We start from the raw sequence: 16,944 nt of genomic DNA on the forward strand, positions 1-16,944 counted from the left end.
GAATCCGAGCCGTGCTTCAAGTGCAACCTGGCGAATAGTACGAAACCTTCTAGGAAGGAAGCAATTTTCTGTGCGTATGGATGGACATCAGGATACCGAAACCGGCCATAATGGTCACCAGGGACGTGCCACCGTAGCTCACCAGGGGGAGGGGTATGCCCACGACCGGTAAGAGTCCGGTGACCATGCCGGCGTTGACGAACAGATAGACGAAGAATATCAGGGTGAGTCCGCCGCTGAGCAAGCGCCCGTAGGTATCCTGGGCCTGGGTGGCAATATAGAGTCCGCGCACGATGATGAACAGGTAAATTACCAGCATTACCAGGATGCCGATCAGCCCGAACTCCTCGCCGAGGATCGCAAAGACGAAGTCCGTCGAACGCTCGGGCAGAAACTCCAGGTGGGACTGGGTTCCTTTGAGCCAACCCTTACCATGGACACCGCCGGAGCCGATGGCGATCTTGGACTGGATGATGTGATAGCCGGTGCCGAAGGGGTCGCCCTCCGGGTTGAGAAAGCTGAGTATCCGCCGCTGCTGGTAAGGGCGCATGAAATACCAGAGCAGGGGAACAAGGGCCGCCGCGCCTATCCCCAGCACAGCGATCAGGCGCCACTTCAGTCCCGCCAGGAACAGCACGATCATGCCGGTACTGGCTACCAGCAAGGCCGTGCCGAGGTCCGGCTGCCGGGCGATCAGGAGCACCGGAACGGTGGTCAGCACCACCGTCCCCAGGATCCGTGATCCACTGGGGGGCAAAGGCCGCTCGGCGAGGTACCAGGCAAGCATCATGGGAACCGCGATCTTGAGCACCTCCGAGGGCTGGAAGCGCACGACCCCCAGGTTCAGCCAGCGCTGGGCACCCTTACCCATCTCTCCTATCACCAGGACACCCACCAACAGCACCAGTCCGATGCCGAACAGGGGCAGCGACCAGTGCCGCAGCTTCAAGGGTGGTACCTGGGCGACGACGATCATAACCGCGAAGGCGATGCCAAGCCGGGTCAGCTGTCGGTAGAGCTTGTCCAGGTCCTGGTCGACGGCACTGAAGAGCACCAGTAGTCCATAGCCGCACAGGAGCAGTAAGGCGATCAGCAGAGGCAAGTCCAGGTGCACCCGGGCGGGAAGCAGGGTGCGAATTTTCCCTGGAATGCCGTCGCTGCCCGCAGGAAGGGCGCTATTGTCCATCCGCAATTTCCCCTACCGCCGCGAGGGGTGGCATGCGCAGCAGATAGCTATCCATGACCCGCCGGGCGACCGGTGCCGCCACCGCGCCCCCGTGACCACCGTTCTCTACGATAACCGCCACGGCGATGCGTGGGTCCTCCACGGGCGCGAAGGCCACAAACAGGGCATGGTCGCGCATATGTTCGGCGACCTCGGATTCGCGATAGCGTTCCTTCTGCTTGATACTGAAGACCTGAACGGTACCCGTCTTGCCCGCAATGCTGTAGGCCTTGGTGCGGATGCCTTTGGCCGTGCCACGTCTGTTCCTCACGACCTGCACCATGGATTTGATCATGCGGTCGAGGTTGCGGGACGCGACGGGAAGCTGCCGGACCTGGGCCGGGAATTCGCGTTCCACCGCCGAGCCCGGCGCCCCGGTGGCACGGACGACACGTGGCCGTATAAGGCGGCGGGCCGCCAATGCCGCCGTCGCGACAGCAAGCTGCAGCGGTGTAGCCAGAAAAGGACCCTGCCCGATACCCACCAGCAGTGTCTCTCCGATAAACCAGGGCTGATTGCGCGCGCTCAGCTTCCACGCCCGGGACGGCAGCAGACCTCCGAGCTCGCCGGCAAGGTCGATGCCGGTGCGCGTGCCGAAACCGAACCCGGCCAGGAAACCGTGCAGCCGGTCGATCCCCATAACCTGGGCCAGCTTATAAAAGTAGACGTCACAGGACTGGACGATCGCCTTCTCCAAGGTAACGGTGCCGTGCCCCCAGCGATTCCAGCAGCGATACTTATGGCGGTGTCCGGGGAGCCGATAATAACCGGGACACCACTTGGCGTCGGTCACACCCCCATCGGTCTCCAGTCCCCCGAGGCCGATAAATGGCTTGATCGTAGACCCCGGTGGGTACTGGCCGCGGATAGCCCGATTGAACAGAGGCTTGTGGGGCGAGTCGCGCAGGGTCTTGTAGTCCACCGAGCTGATGCCGTCCACGAAGAGATTGGGATCGAAGCTGGGACGACTGACCAGGGCCAGGACCCCGCCGGTGCCCGGATCGATTGCCACCACCGCACCGCGGCGGTCACCCAGGGCGGCGTGTGCATCCTGCTGTAGTCGGGAGTCCAGGTAGAGCTGCAAGTGCTGCCCCGCTTCCGGTGGCTTCCGTTTCAGCACGCGTAGGGCCCGGCCCTGGGCGTTCACTTCCACCTGGCAGTATCCCGCGGTGCCGTGGAGCAGGGCTTCGTGGGCCTTCTCCACCCCCCCCTTGCCGATGTGATTGGTCCCGGCGTAGTTCGAGGCATCGATACGCTCGAGCTCCTGCTTATTGATCCTGCCGACATAGCTCAACACATGGGCCGTGTACTCACCGAGTGGATAGATGCGTAACGGCTGGGCGCGAACGACGACTCCCGGAAAGCGGTGACCTGTGACGGCAAACCGGGCGACCTCTTCTTCAGTCAGATTGGTACGAATGGGAACCGCCTCGAAACGGCGCCGCAACTTGCGGATGCGCGCAAAACGTTTCAGATCCGCTTCCCCGATGTCGATGAGCTCCCCGAGCTCAGCGATGGTAGCGTCCAGATCCCGGATCTCTTCGGGGGTGAGTTCCAAAGAGCGGGAGGAGTAATTGTCCGCCAGCAGGATGCCATTGGCGTCGTAAATCAATCCCCGGGTGGGGGGAAGGGGTTCGAGTCTGACATGATTGTAGCGGGACAGGGTAGATAGGTGTGCATGGCTTCCAATCTGCAGCTGCACCAGCCTTGCGATCACGACGAGCATCGTCACCAGCACCAGAACGCCCGCCATGACAGCGCGCTCGGCAAAGAGCCGGCTCTCTGCGGAGGGGTCCTTGAGGATCGGCTCCACCATCGTCCCGGATACGCAGTCTCAGGTTATGGCGAAACGCCGACTCAAGTTCCGCAGCAGGATGAATACCCAAGGCCATAGCAGCATGCCGACGAACGGGGGTATCCAGTACGCGAGGGTCGGTGTGGGTTGACCGGTGGCTCCATGGATCCACAGGAAAAGTAGGCGTTCCACCAGCAACAGCACCCACACGGACAGGGTTTGCTGGAGTGGGGGAAACAGGCGGATTCGTCGATGCAGCTCCAGCATGAGATAAATGGGTACGGACAGACTCAGCGCATGTTGGCCGAGCGCGGTTCCCGTAGCGGCGTCCAACATCAGGCCCGCTCCCCAGGCCCAGAATATTCCCACCCGGGTCGGCAGGGTCAGGGTCCAGTAGATCAACGTCAGTGCCATCCACTGGGGGCGGAACCCGTCGGCCCACTGGGGTAGGGGCAGAATGGTCAGGACCAGGGCCGTACCAAGGGTGATCAGGATCACACCGGACCCCTTGCGTGGGGACTCGCTCACGGCGCTTTCCAGACCTCCTCGCCGGTATCTCTTGTCAAGGCCCTGTCCAGCAAGGCCGGCGCTAGGGTCCAGACCAACAGGACCTCGCGGCTGCGGTCCAGGCGCGCGGTGGGCTCGGCGATGACGGTGGCGAACGGCTTGCCAGACTCTTGGCGTACCTGGATGACCTGCGCCACCGGATAGCCGGGCGGGAAATGACCACCTAACCCCGATGTCACCACCAGATCCCCGACCCGCACATCGGCGTTCTTCGGTAAATGGGACAGCTCCAGACGGTTGATGAAGCCCGTGCCCCGGGCGATGGTACGTAATCCATTGCGATTGATCTGTACCGGCAGTCCGTGGCCGGCATCGGTAATCAGCAGTACGGTAGCGGAGAAGGAGTCGACCCGCGTCACCTGTCCCATGACGGCGTTGGCGTCGAGAACGGGTTGACCGACGAAGACCCCGGAGGAGGCACCCCGGTCGATCATTACCTGCTGTCGATAGGGATCCAGATCGACCGCCATGAGCTCGGCGATGAGCACGCGATCGCCCATCCTCAACGAGGATCCCAGCAAGGCTCTCAGGCGGATGTTCTCCGCCTCCAGTGCCTCGAACCGTTGCAGCCGCGCCTTGAGCACCAGATTGTCCCGATACAGGGATCGGTTGCGATGGCGTAGCGCTTCTTTCCGGGCGAGGTAATCTTGTACTTCCCGGGCCAGGATGCCCGGCAGGCCGGTCAAGTAATGCACCGGATAGACAATAACTGAAAGTGTGGAGCGCAGCGGATCGAGAGACTGGTAGCGATGATCCGCCACGACCAGCCCGATGGCGAGCACCGTCGCCAGCAGGATGCGGAAGGAGGGCGAGGGGCCACGTACGAATAGGGGGTTGATGGTCGGCTCCCAGCGAGGAGCGGTCAGGGCCGAGGAAAATCCGGGCCGACCGGGTACCGAGTCGACACTTGGTCACCTACTCCGTCATAGCCAACAGGTCCAGGCTGCGCTCATTGGTCGTCTCCAGGGCATGCCCCCCGCCGCGGGCGACGCAGGTCAGAGGGTCATCGGCGATCAGCACCGGGAGCCCCGTCTCTTCCTCCAGCAGGCGGTCGATGTCGGCGAGCAAAGCACCGCCGCCGGTAACGACGATGCCCCGCTCGGCGACGTCGGCACCCAGCTCCGGAGGGATCTGCTCCAAGGCCGTTTTTACCGCCTCGATGATGCCTGACAAGGGTTCCTGCAAGGCCTCCAGGATCTCGTTGCTGTTCAAGGTGAAGCTGCGGGGGACACCCTCGGCCAGATTGCGGCCCATGACCTCGATTTCCCGCATCTCACCGCCGGGGTATGCGGAGCCGATCTCATACTTGATATGCTCGGCGGTGACCTCACCGATCAGGGCGCCGTAGTTGCGACGCACATAGGCGGTGATGGCATCGTCGAAGCGGTCGCCGCCGATGCGCACCGAATTCGAATAGACGATACCGTTGAGTGAAGTGATCGCCACCTCCGAGGTGCCGCCCCCGACGTCCAGCACCATGGAGCCACGCGCTTCATCTACGGGCAGGCCCGCACCGATGGCTGCAGCCATCGGCTCCTCGATCAGAAAGACCTCGCGGGCACCGGCACCGGCAGCGGACTCCTTGATGGCCCGGCGCTCCACCTGGGTGGAGCCGCAGGGGACGCAGATAAGCACCCGCGGGCTGGGCCGGATGATTCGGCTCTCATGGACCTTGTGGATGAAGAATTGCAGCATCTTCTCCGTGACCGTAAAGTCGGCGATGACACCATCCTTCAAGGGCCTGATGGCGGTGATGTTCTGGGGGGTGCGCCCCAGCATCTGCTTGGCCTCGTTGCCGACCGCCGCAACCGACTTGGACCCTCCTGGCCCCTGGCGGATCGCCACCACCGACGGCTCGTTGAGCACGATCCCCTGGCCACGGGTATAAATAAGCGTGTTGGCGGTTCCCAAATCGATCGATAGATCGTTGGAAAATATCCCTCGAATGCGTCGGAGAAACATCAGGCAGTCACCTTGGGAGAAAAAACGGGAATTGCGTTGGACTTCCCAAAGGTCCGACGGCCAAACCGCTAAGCCGATCGGATTACATAACACGGGGACACAACCCCGATCCATTTTTATCGGAAGACTCTAGTACCTAGTTTCGACCGATATTGCAAATTCACAACCTCTGGTTGACTCTCGCGCTCCAGCGTCAAAGCCAGCAGTATCAATCGAAACTAGGTACTAGAGAAAAATCCCTCCCTGGGATTTTTCAACAGGCGAAGCCGAAGGTAGGGTTTCGACTTCGCCATTCCGAACGGCAAGCCGTAACGACCAGGCTTTCAAACCTAAGTAATTTAGCAATACAACACCGGATGGGCAAGGTCGGGTTTCCGACCATGCATGGGCGTTACGCATCCGATGTGGATGGTGTTCTAACCTTGTTGTTTCTGGTTTATGGGTGCCTTGAAAACCTTTATGGGTGCCTTGAAAACCCCATGACAAGGAGTTTTCAAGTTCCCTATACTCAGCGGCAACAAAATTAGAACACCACCCCGATGTGTTATTTTTCAAGACCACCTTATATCCTTTGTCCGTCCCGCATGGCCGGCGGGGTTCCGCTGCGCCGCGGGTATGCATCACCTTCGGAGGGTTCCAATGTCGCTTGATCGTACCGATGTCGAGAAGATCGCCCAGCTTGCACGGCTCGCTGTTTCCGATCCGGAAAAGGAAGGCTACGCCGTTGATTTGTCTAAGATCCTGGATCTCGTGGAGCAGATGAACGGGGTGAATACCGACCGGGTCACGCCCCTGGCCCACCCCCTGGACATGGTGCAACGGCTACGACCGGATGAACCCACCGAGCCCGACCAGCGGGATCTGTTTCAGCGCATCGCACCAGCGATCAAAGAGGGCCTGTACCTGGTCCCGAAGGTAATCGAGTAGCCAGAGCGAGCGCATATAAATTTCGGCTCTTCATGGATTCCGGACTGCTTTGGAGTGCGCCGGCAAAGCGGCGCGGCCGCATCGAACCTCAGCGACGGGGGATACCAGCGGCGCTTGCCAAGAACCTGGGCAGCAGGTTCTACGCGCACCGCGGCGACGGCGCTTTCCCCTGGCCGCAACGCCTGGCCGGAGATAGAGGCGTCGCCAGATCCAAAGCGGCGGCAGGTTTGCAGTGTACCTGCCGGCCCCCCCGGTTACACCAGGTACCTTGGGTTTCTACCAATGCCGGGATAACGTCGCCGCCGCACTCCAAAGTTTCCGCTGGACCGCTCCGGTTCGCCGCCTGCCTGTGCATCCCTGCACGCAGACCGGTGCTCACCACACTCGACGGTCGTGCCGGGGATGGAGGATGGAACAGTCTGGAATCTATAAAGAGCCAATTTCTTTTCGATTAACTAGCGATCCTGAATGATTTGGCGTTGTCTGGAGGGAAAAGATCTCTCCTGCGTCGGGACAGGGTTTGACGTGTTGCGTTCGACGCCCAAAGGTTTGCTGATCGTCTGCCAAGTCAGTGCCGGCGTCTTAACGCAACCTACACCCACATTACCCTTTGCGTGTAGGTTGCGTTAAACCGCGCGCGAAAACGCCTGAGGGAGTACGGCGTTCTTGCCCGTGCGTCACACGCAGACAGGGAGCGCGGTGTAATGCGACACGACGCTGACAGGTAGTGTCCTTTGCCTTCATCTATAGATATTGACACGTCATTAGCCATTTTCAATTGAAAAATCAGAATTTCCTTATATACTTATACCCCAGTATCGTCATAGGAAAGACAAGATGCTTCCCGTTATCGGTTTAACCCGTCGCGTTCAAGGTAGGTTCAAAATGAAGAAGATCGCAACCCTCGCCTCAGCCATCGCACTTGCTGTCACATCCCTATCCGCCGGCGCCTGGTGGGGGGGGCCCTGTACCCCTTGCGGGATGACCCAAGAGCAGCAGCAGGCCATGGCGCAGCAGCAGACAAAGGCCAGAGAGCAAATGATGGCCGCCCAGCGCCGGCTGGCCGAGCAAATGGCGGCTCGGCAGGCCGAGATGGCGAAACGCATGCAGATGCAGGGCGTCGATCCCACGACCATGGGCTTTCCCGGTGGGGATCCTTGGGGTACTGCCAATCCTTGGGACGACATGGCGATGCCCGAATATCCAACCATGCCTGCAATGCCCAAACCGCCAAGCATGCCCGCAATACCCGAGCCCTTCTCGATGGATATGCCGCAACCGCCGATCCCGGGTTTTATGCGGGACCGGTATGCGGAATTGGAGGCTTATCGCTCCAAGATGGTGGAAGAGTCCAAGGCCCGTCGCGACAGGACGACCAAGGAAATAGCCGAGCGCCGCAGGAAGATCGAGGCCAACCGCCTTACCCGCCCGCATCGCTACAGCCGTCCTCCGTTCAGGTCCCCTTACACCAGGATGACCACGACCCCTGAGATACCCGCCTCCATGTCGCAAACTGCTCCGGCAGTAAAGGTCCCCGCCCAGGTTAGCGGGACCGCTCCCGCGCCTGAGGCAACCCCGACACCTGCTACAGCAACCGACCAGGCACCGGTTCCCCCGGCTGTTCCAGCCACTCCGGTACCTGCTCCTGAGACCACTCCTGTCGCCCCTGCTCCGGCGGCCGCGACTCCTCAAAACTAGGTCCGGCCGCAAACGGACCACTCAAGGTACCTCCCGGACGGGGGGTGCCTTTATCCTTATCCAAGGATCAATCCGGGCCGCCGGTCCGGAACTGTGGCCGGGTGTACCTTCTGCGTGAGGCAGCATGGGCAATCGTTTGACCAAAATCTATACGCGAACCGGTGACGATGGCAGCACCGGGCTGGCCGACGGCAGTCGGGTACCGAAAGACCACCCGCGTATCGAGGTACTGGGGTGTCTGGACGAGCTGAACAGCATCATCGGGCTGATCATGGTCCAGGCGGAACCGGACCCACCGCCCCAGCTGGCGCACGTCCAAAACCGGCTCTTCGAGCTGGGGGCGGAGCTTGCCACACCCGGGGCGGAGCGCACCAAGCCCGAAGACGTGGCCTATCTGGAAACGGCCCTCGATGGTTACAACGCCGAGCTTCCATCGTTGCGGGAGTTTATTCTGCCGGGTGGGGGGAACGCAGCCACCTTCTGCCACCTGGCGCGGGCCCTGTGCCGGCGTACCGAGCGCCGCCTGGTAACCCTGGACCGTCAAGCGCATCTGAACCCGCACACCCTGCGCTACATCAACCGGCTATCCGACCTACTCTTCGTCCTCGCCCGGGTGTTGGCCAGGCGGGACGGCGGCAGCGAGGTCTTCTGGCAACCGGTCACACCCGTATGAAACCACCCATGGATATCCTACTCGCAAATCCGCGTGGCTTCTGTGCCGGTGTCGACCGGGCCATCGCAATCGTCGAGCGGGTCCTGGAACTCTATGAACCTCCCATCTATGTGCGTCACGAGGTAGTACATAACCGCTTCGTCGTCGAGGGCCTGAAGCGCCGCGGCGCCGTCTTCGTCGACGAACTCGACCAGGTTCCGGCCGGCGCCCCCGTCATCTTCAGTGCCCACGGCGTTTCCCGGAAGGTACGTGAGGAGGCCAAGCAACGGGAGCTGCAAGTCTTCGACGCCACCTGCCCATTGGTCACTAAGGTCCATCTGGAAGTGGTGCGTCACTGTCGGAATGGCCTCGAGGTCGTCCTCATCGGCCATCGTGGCCACCCGGAAGTGGAAGGGACTATGGGCCAGTGCGATGCCACCGGCAGCGGTCGCATCCATCTAGTAGAGGGGGTTGCCGACGTGGCCGGGCTTAAGGTGCAGGATCCGTCCCGGCTTGCCTATGTCACCCAGACTACCTTGTCCATAGAGGATACTACCGCCATCGTCGCTGCCCTCGAGGCGCGTTTCCCTGCTATCCAGGGCCCGAAGAAGAGTGATATCTGCTACGCGACCCAGAACCGCCAGGATGCAATCAAAGACTTGGCGCGCCGGTGCGATCTGGTACTGGTGGTCGGCTCTACCAACAGCTCCAACTCCAACCGACTGCGAGAGATCGCCGAGAAGCGCGGGGTGACTGCCCACCTGATCGACGGCCCCGAGGATATTCGGCGCGCCTGGCTGACGCAGGGCCCGCGGGTTGGCCTTACCGCGGGGGCGTCCGCCCCCGAAGTCCTGGTGGAACGGGTCATCAGTCAGCTACGTGAGTACGGTGCGAGCCGGGTGGAGGAGCAACCCGGAATCCGCGAGCAGGTCGTCTTTGCATTACCCAAGGAGCTCGCGGCTACGAGTTTGCGTTGATTCGCGTTCATTTACCGTGCTACTACCCATTTTGGTAGTGGCTAATGTATAAGTGATAACATGACCAACGGTACTGGCTACTATGTCCCCTCTCCCGCCGGGAGAGGGGTTAGGGGAGAGGGGATCAAAAAGATGAATCGCGCTACTTTTTCACTTATAATTTTACCACTACCCCCATTTTTTTGCCGCAAATGAACGCCAATAAACGCAAATTGTTGGCTCCCACGCTCCAGCGTGGGAGCAAATCCGGACGTTCCAGCGTCGATAAGCGGCCAGATAGGCGAGCGTAAATGCCGATTAAGTACAGAGGAGCAAAGTCCGCTGGAGCGGACAAGACGGCGTTACCACGCTGGAGCGTGGGAACGAGCAAAATCATAGTGTTATCTTGATTGAGAACGCCACCTAGTACCTCATTTCGCTTGATATTGCAGGTAGAGTCGCTTGAGCTCAATGCGAACTTCCTCACGCTCAATGCTATGAATTTGCAATATCACATGAAACTATGTACTAGTGCCTGATCGTCCACAATGATTGCGTGGCCCCGAGGTTTCGAAAGCCTATGAGCGATATCCTCGTCATCGGCGGCGGCGCGATCGGCCTGCTCACTGCCCGGGAACTGGTCCGATCCGGTGCCGAGGTCACGCTCGTGGAGATGGGAGCGACCGGGCGCGAGGCCTCCTGGGCCGGCGGTGGCATCATGTCGCCGCTTTACCCCTGGCGTTATGCCGACTCGGTGACCGCCTTATCGCTCCGGAGCCAAGGGCACTATCCGCAGTTGTGCGCCACACTGCGGGAAGAAACCGGCATCGATTCCGAGTTCGTTCGCAGCGGTCTTTTGATCCTGGAGCCACAGGATCAGGACCAGGCCCTGGCATGGGGGCGGGAATACCAGGTGCGGATCGAACCATTGACGCCCGGTGTCCTGTGCGAGACAGCGCCCGGACTCGGGTTTACCCCCTCGACCGCCCTCTGGCTGCCGGCGATCGCCCAGATCCGGAATCCGCGGTTTGTCAAGGCCCTGCGCCGCTCGATCGAAGGGCAGGTGCGTATCCGCGAGCGAGAGGAAGTGGTCGAGCTCCTGCTGGACTCCGGCCGCGCCATCGGTGCCCGCACCCGCAAGAGTACCATCGCCGCGGACCGGGTCCTGGTCTGTTCCGGTGCCTGGACCGCGCAGCTGCTCGGGCGACTCGGCAAGAGGCTCGACATCGAACCGGTGCGGGGACAGATGATCCTGTTGAACGCCGAACCGGGGCAGATCGATCACATGGTGCTCTTCCGCGACCGCTACCTGATCCCGCGCCGGGACGGCCGCATCCTCATCGGCAGCACCCTGGAACATGAGGGATTCGTAAAGGCGACCACCGCCGAGGCCAAGGCAGACCTCTACCAAGCCGCGGTGGGGCTCTTCCCGTCACTCAGACATGCACCCATTGAGAACCACTGGGCGGGGTTGCGTCCCGGCTCCCCCCAAGGCATCCCCTACATCGGGGCCTATCCGGGTATCCGGGGCCTCTACTGCAACGCCGGCCATTACCGCAATGGCCTGGTTACCGGTCCGGCCTCCGCGCGTTTGGTGGCCGACCTGCTGCTCGGACGTGACCCCAGCCTCGACCCGTCACCCTATGCCCTCGATGCCGAGCGTTGATTCCACTTTGTCACAAGTAACCTGGTTTGCTCTATTTTCTTAAGGGGCTTGATAGCCAATGACTGAACCGCAGAAACACGGAGAACGCAGAGTAAATAGAGATCCCAGCTACCAGTTGCCAGCGTGTTTTCTACATACGCGGGGATAAACCAGTCCAAAAAGCAGAGAATCATTTGTTAGGAGGGGAAAGAATGAAACATGTTTGGACAATAATCGGTACACTAGCTGCGGTAGCCTCGGTTGTGGTTGCTTTGTATATCTATTCCGATCAGCAGGAAAAAACAAAGAAATCTTTAGATGTGGAAGAACAATATGAGTCTGAATTGCTTAGAACTAAAGACATACCGAAAAAACTACAGATAAGCTATGATGGAGAACCGATTGATAATTTCGTGATACTTGGTCTCCGTGTCCATAATAGAGGTTCAGTACCAATCGAACCAAAAGATTATGCGGAGCCAATATTAATAACCTTAAAGGGCATAAAGAAAATTATAAGTGCCGAGATAAAGAATGCCGATCCTTCAGGTCTTGATGTAGACACGCAAATTGTTAATAACTCAATCGAGTTGGAAAAAGAATTACTGAACCCAACTGATAGTTACATTATAGAAATCGGAGCAATCCCTGAACAAAATGAAAAAATAGAAGTTGATAAGATCGGAGGAAGGATATCCGGCATAAAAGAAATACGTTACAGATCGCGGCAATTCGACGTCGATGATGAATACTCGCGTCCTTGGTGGTTCCGGTTAGTGTATTTAGTGCTGCTCATACAAATCATACTAATCTTGTTCGCTTTCATTCGCATTCGCGGGATCAGGAAACGCCAGGTCCCGGAGATCCGGGTCATGCTCGTCGCAGGTTCCAAGGAGCTGAGCGAGAAGCAGACCCTACGCAAGCACCAAAAGATCGCTATCGCCAACGGTGATCTGGCCGGCGGAGCAGTGCCCGCAGAGGGGCTCGAGGTCAAACAGGCCGCATCCATTACCTATCTCGGTCGCAAGAGGTTCCGCGTCTCCGCGGACGAGGCTACCCTGATTTACGACAGTGCCGAGAAGCCAAGTATCGAGATCGGCCTCGACGAGCCGTTCGACCTCAAGGACGACAGCGGACACAAGCTCGGCGGCATCATGATCTCGACCTCGGGTGTCCAGGATGACCCCTTCGGAGCTGGTAGCGATGACGGGCCTTTTTGATTGGGCCTGGGTCTGGGGTGCTTGGGGTGCGGTCGGTATGTTCCTTGGCCTCTCGCTAGCCTAGGGTCTTCTGGTGTGAGCATGCGGCTATTGGCTCAGACGTCTCGGTGCCCACAAGGGCCATGTGATTGCCCAAGCGCAGATGGTCCTGTTCCTCGCCGGCGTTGTGCTGCTGCTCGACCTGATCTTCGTGCCCTATGTGTTGATAACACTGTACGGCACTGCAATCGGCGTGCTGATCGTAATCCTGTATACAGACTGGTCTCTTTCTGTTTCATAAAACCGAAAATAGATCGCGTCGGAATGGAGAGGGCCCATTTGGCCCCGGCTCCTCGCTGGAGTCCCCATCACAGCGGCAGCGAGATGTCTTCGGGTAACCGACCGGTCACTGAAAGCACGCCAGCTTTATCGAACCCCAGAGATCGAGATACGCACAGAAACACAAGCCAATGAAACAAGTTCAACCCGCTGTTGTGATCGGGTTGGGTGGTACCGGTGTATCCACTATTACCTTCCTCAAGAAGGCCCTCGACGAACAGTCCCCGGATCTCAAGGAGTTCGTACGCTTTCTGGCCATCGATATCGATGAACTCAAGGGCGAGCTCCCATCGGCCGATCTGTTCGGGGATCCGATCCGGCTCGACGAGGACAAGAACGAGTTCTTCCGTATCACCGACCAGACCGACGGCGCCGGGGCACGCAGCATCCCTGAGGTATCCAGTTGGTTTCCAGAGGAAGGCTATCAGTTCCTGCCCTTGACTGAGGGGGCGCGTCAGATCAAGGCGATCGGTCGGTTGGGTTTCTTCCTCGCGCACGAGCAGCTCGCCCAACGTATCCATCGACTCACGGATCGGCTCGTGACGAGCGAGGTCAGGCAGCGCTTCCCGGGGCTACGGACCGGTGAGCTCAACATCTATATCGTCGCCTCCATCTGCGGCGGTACCGGGGCGGGGCTGTGCATCGATACGGCCTATGAATTGCGCTACCTGCAGCAACAGGCCGAGCTACCGACCAAGTGTCGCATCAAGGGCCTGTTCGCTCTCGGCGATGTCTATGACGCCATCAGCAAGCGGGGGCTTGCCAATACCTATGCCTCCCTGCGCGAGCTCGATTGGTTCCAGCGGGAGTTTGCCTCCTATTCGCCGGACTACCCGGATGTCAGGCGCGACGAGATATGGCGACATGCGTTCGATAGCGTCTATCTGATCGGCAGCAGCAACATCATGGACATCGAGCTGTCCTCGCCCCAGGAGTTTGCCCAGCTCTGCGCCGATATGATCTTTCTCGATTCCGGTGCCGATGCCCAGAACGGCGGCGATTCCCTGTCGCAGATGATCCAATCCAGCCGTAACAACACCGAGGCATTTGCTCGGGCCAGCGATGCCGACGGCACCCCACGCTGCTACAGTTCCTTCGGTCTGTGTAAGATCCGTTTCCCGGCCGAGCGGGTGCGTGACCTCTGCGCCGCCAGGCTGGGCGCAATGCTGCTGAACGAATATGTCATCGGTGCGACCGATCCCCAGGAGACACTCGAGGCCAGGCGCAAGGCCCAGGATTTTGTTCTCAGCGAGGGTCTGAGCTGTGACGAGAGCGGTACCGATCTGCCCGACCGCCTCGTCGAGCGCCAGGGGGGTGGCGGTGAGCGCGAGATCTATGTGCAGTGGGTGAGCAAGAATTTGACCCGGGCCTATAACGCCGACCTCGCGAAGATCAGCGACCTCGAGATCGGCCGTATCAATCAGATCGTCAAGACCCTCAACAACGAGTTGGTCCAGCTCGAGGAGTCGCTGGAGGCACGTGTCGTCGGCGAGCTCCAGGCCTTCCGAGCACTGCTCGACCGGACCTTGAGGTCCCTGTTCGAGGACGAACGGGGCGTGAGCTATGTCGGCCGCTTCCTGAAGGAGCTACTCGAGTCCGCGTGTTCGTCGCGGGAGTTCGCCCAGCAGGAGATGAATAACCTGCTCGGCCACGAGAGGCGCCTTGCCGACCGCATGAGCAAGGAGAACAGCGAGCTCGCCAGCCTGCTCGATGCCGGTCTGTTCGCGCCCTTCAAGCGCAATGCCCAGCGCGAGCAGCTCAGGACCGCCTATGGAGCAATCCGGCAGTACTTCCAAAACCGTATCGGATTCATCCGAATGCGTGCGGCCGGGGACTTCTATGACGGGGTTTTCGACTTGCACCAACGCCTGGTCGAGGGCGGCGAGGGGGTGATCCCGGTCCTCCAGGCGCGCACCAAGGATCTGGATCTGATCCAGATCTATTCCGAGAAGATTGCCAAGGACTTCAAGAGTGCCTACGAGGACAACAAGCGCATTCAGGGCTCGCCGTTCGAGATCCTCATCTACGACAACGAGCACTTCTCCGACGTCGAGCAGCTGATGACACAGGTCGCTACCGGTACCCTCAAGAACTCCCTGTTCCAAGACCTCTTGCAACAGGGGGGCGGTAGTGTATGGGATATCCGTAGCTTCCTCGGTAATGAGGATCAGCTGTTGCAGCTACGGGGTATGATCATGGAGATCTGCCGGGTCCCATTCGCCGAGGAGATCGAGCGTAAGAGTGTCGCTCAGCGCATTCTCGATGCCCGCAACAATCCCGAGAACCCGATCGATTACCGCGACAATATCCGCATCGCCTACGTGCGTGCCGGGTACTACTGTCGTCTCAACGACCGGGCCAAACGCTTCGCGGATTTGCGTGATTCCGAGCAGGCATTGACCGTAGTCGTAGGCTACTACGAGGAAGAGGATACGGCCTGGGACGAGCTGAAATCGGTCCTGCGCGAGGGTACCAGGCAATCCGGTACCAAGGTACCCTTCTCGCGCTCCTCTGACCGCCACAGCATCCTGGTCTACCGCGAGTTCTCCGGCTTCCCCGCCTATACCCTGAGCCGCATCAATGCGTACCACAACAGCTTCATCGACGAGACGCGGCGGGAGAACTCCTCGCCGTTGCAAATGTTCACCAAGGAGGCACTCGAACACATCAATGTGCCCACCCATCCGGTGTTGAGCGGCTATGATCTGCTGGCCGTGGAGGCCTTAGCCATCGGCGTCATCGATTGGGACGAAGATCATTATTATCTCCTCACCGAAGATGAGTGGAGACGGCGCAAGCTGGCAACCGAGGCCCACGCCCGGGGCGAGAGCGCCAGCTTCGAAGACCGTACCGCGGGTAGTGATCGCAAGCTCGGGAAGACCCTCTCAGAGGTCGTCAGCCGCCTCAGCGAGCGGTTGCCCGATGCCCACCGTCTCTCGGCTACCCGGGTCCTCTACCGGGACGAGGTCGAGTATCAGGTCGCCGAGCGCAAACCCAAGATCGACCGCGATATCCTTGCCAATCTCTACGCCGCTATGTACTTTGACGGCATCGAAGGTACACAGATCGACAATATCGGGCTCGAGACCACCATCCGGCCCCCGATTGTGTTCCTCTTCAAACGGGATTTTGCGTTGCGCGAGGACCATATCCAGCGTCCGGAGCAGTCACACACGCAATTGTTGCGCGCCTTCTATCTCGACGACTGATCGGTGCCTTCCCGAGACATCGAAGCACACAAACTAATGCCAGATGGGCAGTAAGGAATATCAGGACCCCTTCACTGGTGAGCCCGAAGGCTCTTTCGGCCCGTCCGGTACGGTCGTCGGGCCTGGGTCTCATCCAGATTTGCCGGCCGCTGAGCAGGAGGTCGTGGAGCGCTTGCTATCCGAAGGCACCATTAGTCATGAGGTCGGCGACGGGTCCCTGCGTCTGGCAGTCCATACCCGGCTGTCGGGAAACAATCGCGGGTGGAAATACCGTGTCATCGTCGTTTTGGACGGGGAGGAGGTCGAGGACCCACTGGGCACCTACCCGATCGAGAAACGTTTCCCGCGTGATCTCAGGACCGACAACGAGGATGGCGGAGACGGCTCGGCCCACCGGCATGAGGTCGCGAAACATGCGGCCCGCTATCACTTGGACATCTGGATCCAGGCCCACCGCCTACTGCTGAAAGAAACGCCACGGCGTAGATACTGGCTCTGGATTTTGGTGATACTGGTCTTGGCCTCCTTCGGAACGGCAATTGCCTATTGCTTATCGAACCCGGATTGCATTGGCGGGTCCCCACCCCCAGGGGAAAGTCAACCACCCATGCCACCGATACAGAAGCCGGACTGCACGCAAATACCGAACCATCCGAATTGCCCCCAGAAAGACCCGCCGACACTGCCGTCGAAACCACCAGCTTCGGATCATTCAATTCTCGATCCTTTCTTCGAGTAAGGAATCATAATGAACAGCACGAATCGAAATT

General features: G+C 59.8%; 15 protein-coding genes. 9 read left to right on the top strand and 6 right to left on the bottom strand.

What is annotated here, in order from left to right:
* Positions 1–49: 49 nt before the first annotated feature.
* The 6 genes from rodA to E1958_RS04760 form a co-directional block, all read right to left on the bottom strand.
* The gene (gene rodA, locus E1958_RS04735; protein WP_089727651.1) at positions 50–1,186 is read right to left on the bottom strand and encodes a rod shape-determining protein RodA; all 1,137 of its coding nucleotides are present in this window, start codon (positions 1,184–1,186) and stop codon (positions 50–52) included.
* Positions 1,176–3,041: a penicillin-binding protein 2 gene (gene mrdA / locus E1958_RS04740; protein WP_133510839.1), complete on the bottom strand. Its 1,866-nt coding sequence runs from the start codon at positions 3,039–3,041 to the stop codon at positions 1,176–1,178. Before mrdA ends, rodA begins: the two co-directional genes overlap by 11 nt.
* An 18-nt stretch (positions 3,042–3,059) precedes the next feature.
* Positions 3,060–3,548 (bottom strand): rod shape-determining protein MreD, encoded by a 489-nt coding sequence (mreD, locus tag E1958_RS04745; RefSeq protein WP_133510840.1) that lies wholly within the window; start codon positions 3,546–3,548, stop codon positions 3,060–3,062.
* Positions 3,545–4,453 (bottom strand): rod shape-determining protein MreC, encoded by a 909-nt coding sequence (gene mreC / locus E1958_RS04750; protein ID WP_207787671.1) that lies wholly within the window; start codon positions 4,451–4,453, stop codon positions 3,545–3,547. Before mreC ends, mreD begins: the two co-directional genes overlap by 4 nt.
* Positions 4,454–4,502: 49 nt before the next feature.
* Complete coding sequence (locus E1958_RS04755; RefSeq protein WP_089727643.1) at positions 4,503–5,549, bottom strand: rod shape-determining protein; 1,047 nt, start codon at positions 5,547–5,549, stop codon at positions 4,503–4,505.
* 225 nt (positions 5,550–5,774) lie between these two features.
* Positions 5,775–6,104, bottom strand: a complete 330-nt coding sequence (locus tag E1958_RS04760) for a hypothetical protein (protein WP_133510842.1) — start codon at positions 6,102–6,104, stop codon at positions 5,775–5,777.
* A gap of 84 nt (positions 6,105–6,188) precedes the next feature.
* Between E1958_RS04760 and gatC the strand changes: the two genes are divergently transcribed.
* The 9 genes from gatC to E1958_RS04800 all read left to right on the top strand — a co-directional run bounded on the left by gatC (position 6,189) and on the right by E1958_RS04800 (position 16,913).
* Positions 6,189–6,476: an Asp-tRNA(Asn)/Glu-tRNA(Gln) amidotransferase subunit GatC gene (gene gatC, locus E1958_RS04765; RefSeq protein ID WP_133510843.1), complete on the top strand. Its 288-nt coding sequence runs from the start codon at positions 6,189–6,191 to the stop codon at positions 6,474–6,476.
* Between the two features lie 885 nt (positions 6,477–7,361).
* Complete coding sequence (locus tag E1958_RS04770) at positions 7,362–8,174, top strand: hypothetical protein (RefSeq protein WP_133510844.1); 813 nt, start codon at positions 7,362–7,364, stop codon at positions 8,172–8,174.
* Between the two features lie 124 nt (positions 8,175–8,298).
* Entirely contained in the window at positions 8,299–8,847 is a 549-nt protein-coding gene (locus E1958_RS04775; protein WP_133510845.1) for a cob(I)yrinic acid a,c-diamide adenosyltransferase, read from the top strand.
* Positions 8,848–8,855: 8 nt separating this feature from the next.
* Positions 8,856–9,803 carry a 4-hydroxy-3-methylbut-2-enyl diphosphate reductase gene (gene ispH / locus E1958_RS04780; protein WP_089727237.1) on the top strand — a complete coding sequence of 316 codons (948 nt, stop codon included), beginning with the start codon at positions 8,856–8,858 and terminating at the stop codon, positions 9,801–9,803.
* 559 nt (positions 9,804–10,362) lie between these two features.
* Positions 10,363–11,448: a glycine oxidase ThiO gene (thiO, locus tag E1958_RS04785; protein WP_133510846.1), complete on the top strand. Its 1,086-nt coding sequence runs from the start codon at positions 10,363–10,365 to the stop codon at positions 11,446–11,448.
* Between the two features lie 191 nt (positions 11,449–11,639).
* Entirely contained in the window at positions 11,640–12,647 is a 1,008-nt protein-coding gene (locus tag E1958_RS04790) for a hypothetical protein (RefSeq protein ID WP_133510847.1), read from the top strand.
* A gap of 124 nt (positions 12,648–12,771) precedes the next feature.
* Entirely contained in the window at positions 12,772–12,927 is a 156-nt protein-coding gene (locus E1958_RS20120) for a hypothetical protein (RefSeq protein ID WP_165741719.1), read from the top strand.
* 169 nt (positions 12,928–13,096) lie between these two features.
* Positions 13,097–16,174: a tubulin-like doman-containing protein gene (locus E1958_RS04795; protein ID WP_133510848.1), complete on the top strand. Its 3,078-nt coding sequence runs from the start codon at positions 13,097–13,099 to the stop codon at positions 16,172–16,174.
* 43 nt (positions 16,175–16,217) lie between these two features.
* Positions 16,218–16,913 carry a hypothetical protein gene (locus tag E1958_RS04800; RefSeq protein WP_133510849.1) on the top strand — a complete coding sequence of 232 codons (696 nt, stop codon included), beginning with the start codon at positions 16,218–16,220 and terminating at the stop codon, positions 16,911–16,913.
* The last annotated feature ends 31 nt before the right edge of the window (positions 16,914–16,944 follow it).

Source organism: Candidatus Thiosymbion oneisti (assembly GCF_004359955.1).
In the GTDB taxonomy this organism is placed as follows: Bacteria; Pseudomonadota; Gammaproteobacteria; order Chromatiales; family Chromatiaceae; genus Thiosymbion; species Thiosymbion oneisti.

Bases quoted from the DNA above. Each gene is read 5' to 3' on its own strand.
- rodA (WP_089727651.1), bottom strand. From the start codon at position 1,186: ATGGACAATAGCGCCCTTCCTGCGGGCAGCGACGGCATTCCAGGGAAA.
- mrdA (WP_133510839.1), bottom strand. From the start codon at position 3,041: ATGGTGGAGCCGATCCTCAAGGACCCCTCCGCAGAGAGCCGGCTCTTT.
- E1958_RS04755 (WP_089727643.1), bottom strand. From the start codon at position 5,549: ATGTTTCTCCGACGCATTCGAGGGATATTTTCCAACGATCTATCGATC.
- gatC (WP_133510843.1), top strand. From the start codon at position 6,189: ATGTCGCTTGATCGTACCGATGTCGAGAAGATCGCCCAGCTTGCACGG.
- E1958_RS04770 (WP_133510844.1), top strand. From the start codon at position 7,362: ATGAAGAAGATCGCAACCCTCGCCTCAGCCATCGCACTTGCTGTCACA.
- E1958_RS04775 (WP_133510845.1), top strand. From the start codon at position 8,299: ATGGGCAATCGTTTGACCAAAATCTATACGCGAACCGGTGACGATGGC.
- ispH (WP_089727237.1), top strand. From the start codon at position 8,856: ATGGATATCCTACTCGCAAATCCGCGTGGCTTCTGTGCCGGTGTCGAC.
- thiO (WP_133510846.1), top strand. From the start codon at position 10,363: ATGAGCGATATCCTCGTCATCGGCGGCGGCGCGATCGGCCTGCTCACT.
- E1958_RS04790 (WP_133510847.1), top strand. From the start codon at position 11,640: ATGAAACATGTTTGGACAATAATCGGTACACTAGCTGCGGTAGCCTCG.
- E1958_RS04795 (WP_133510848.1), top strand. From the start codon at position 13,097: ATGAAACAAGTTCAACCCGCTGTTGTGATCGGGTTGGGTGGTACCGGT.
- E1958_RS04800 (WP_133510849.1), top strand. From the start codon at position 16,218: ATGGGCAGTAAGGAATATCAGGACCCCTTCACTGGTGAGCCCGAAGGC.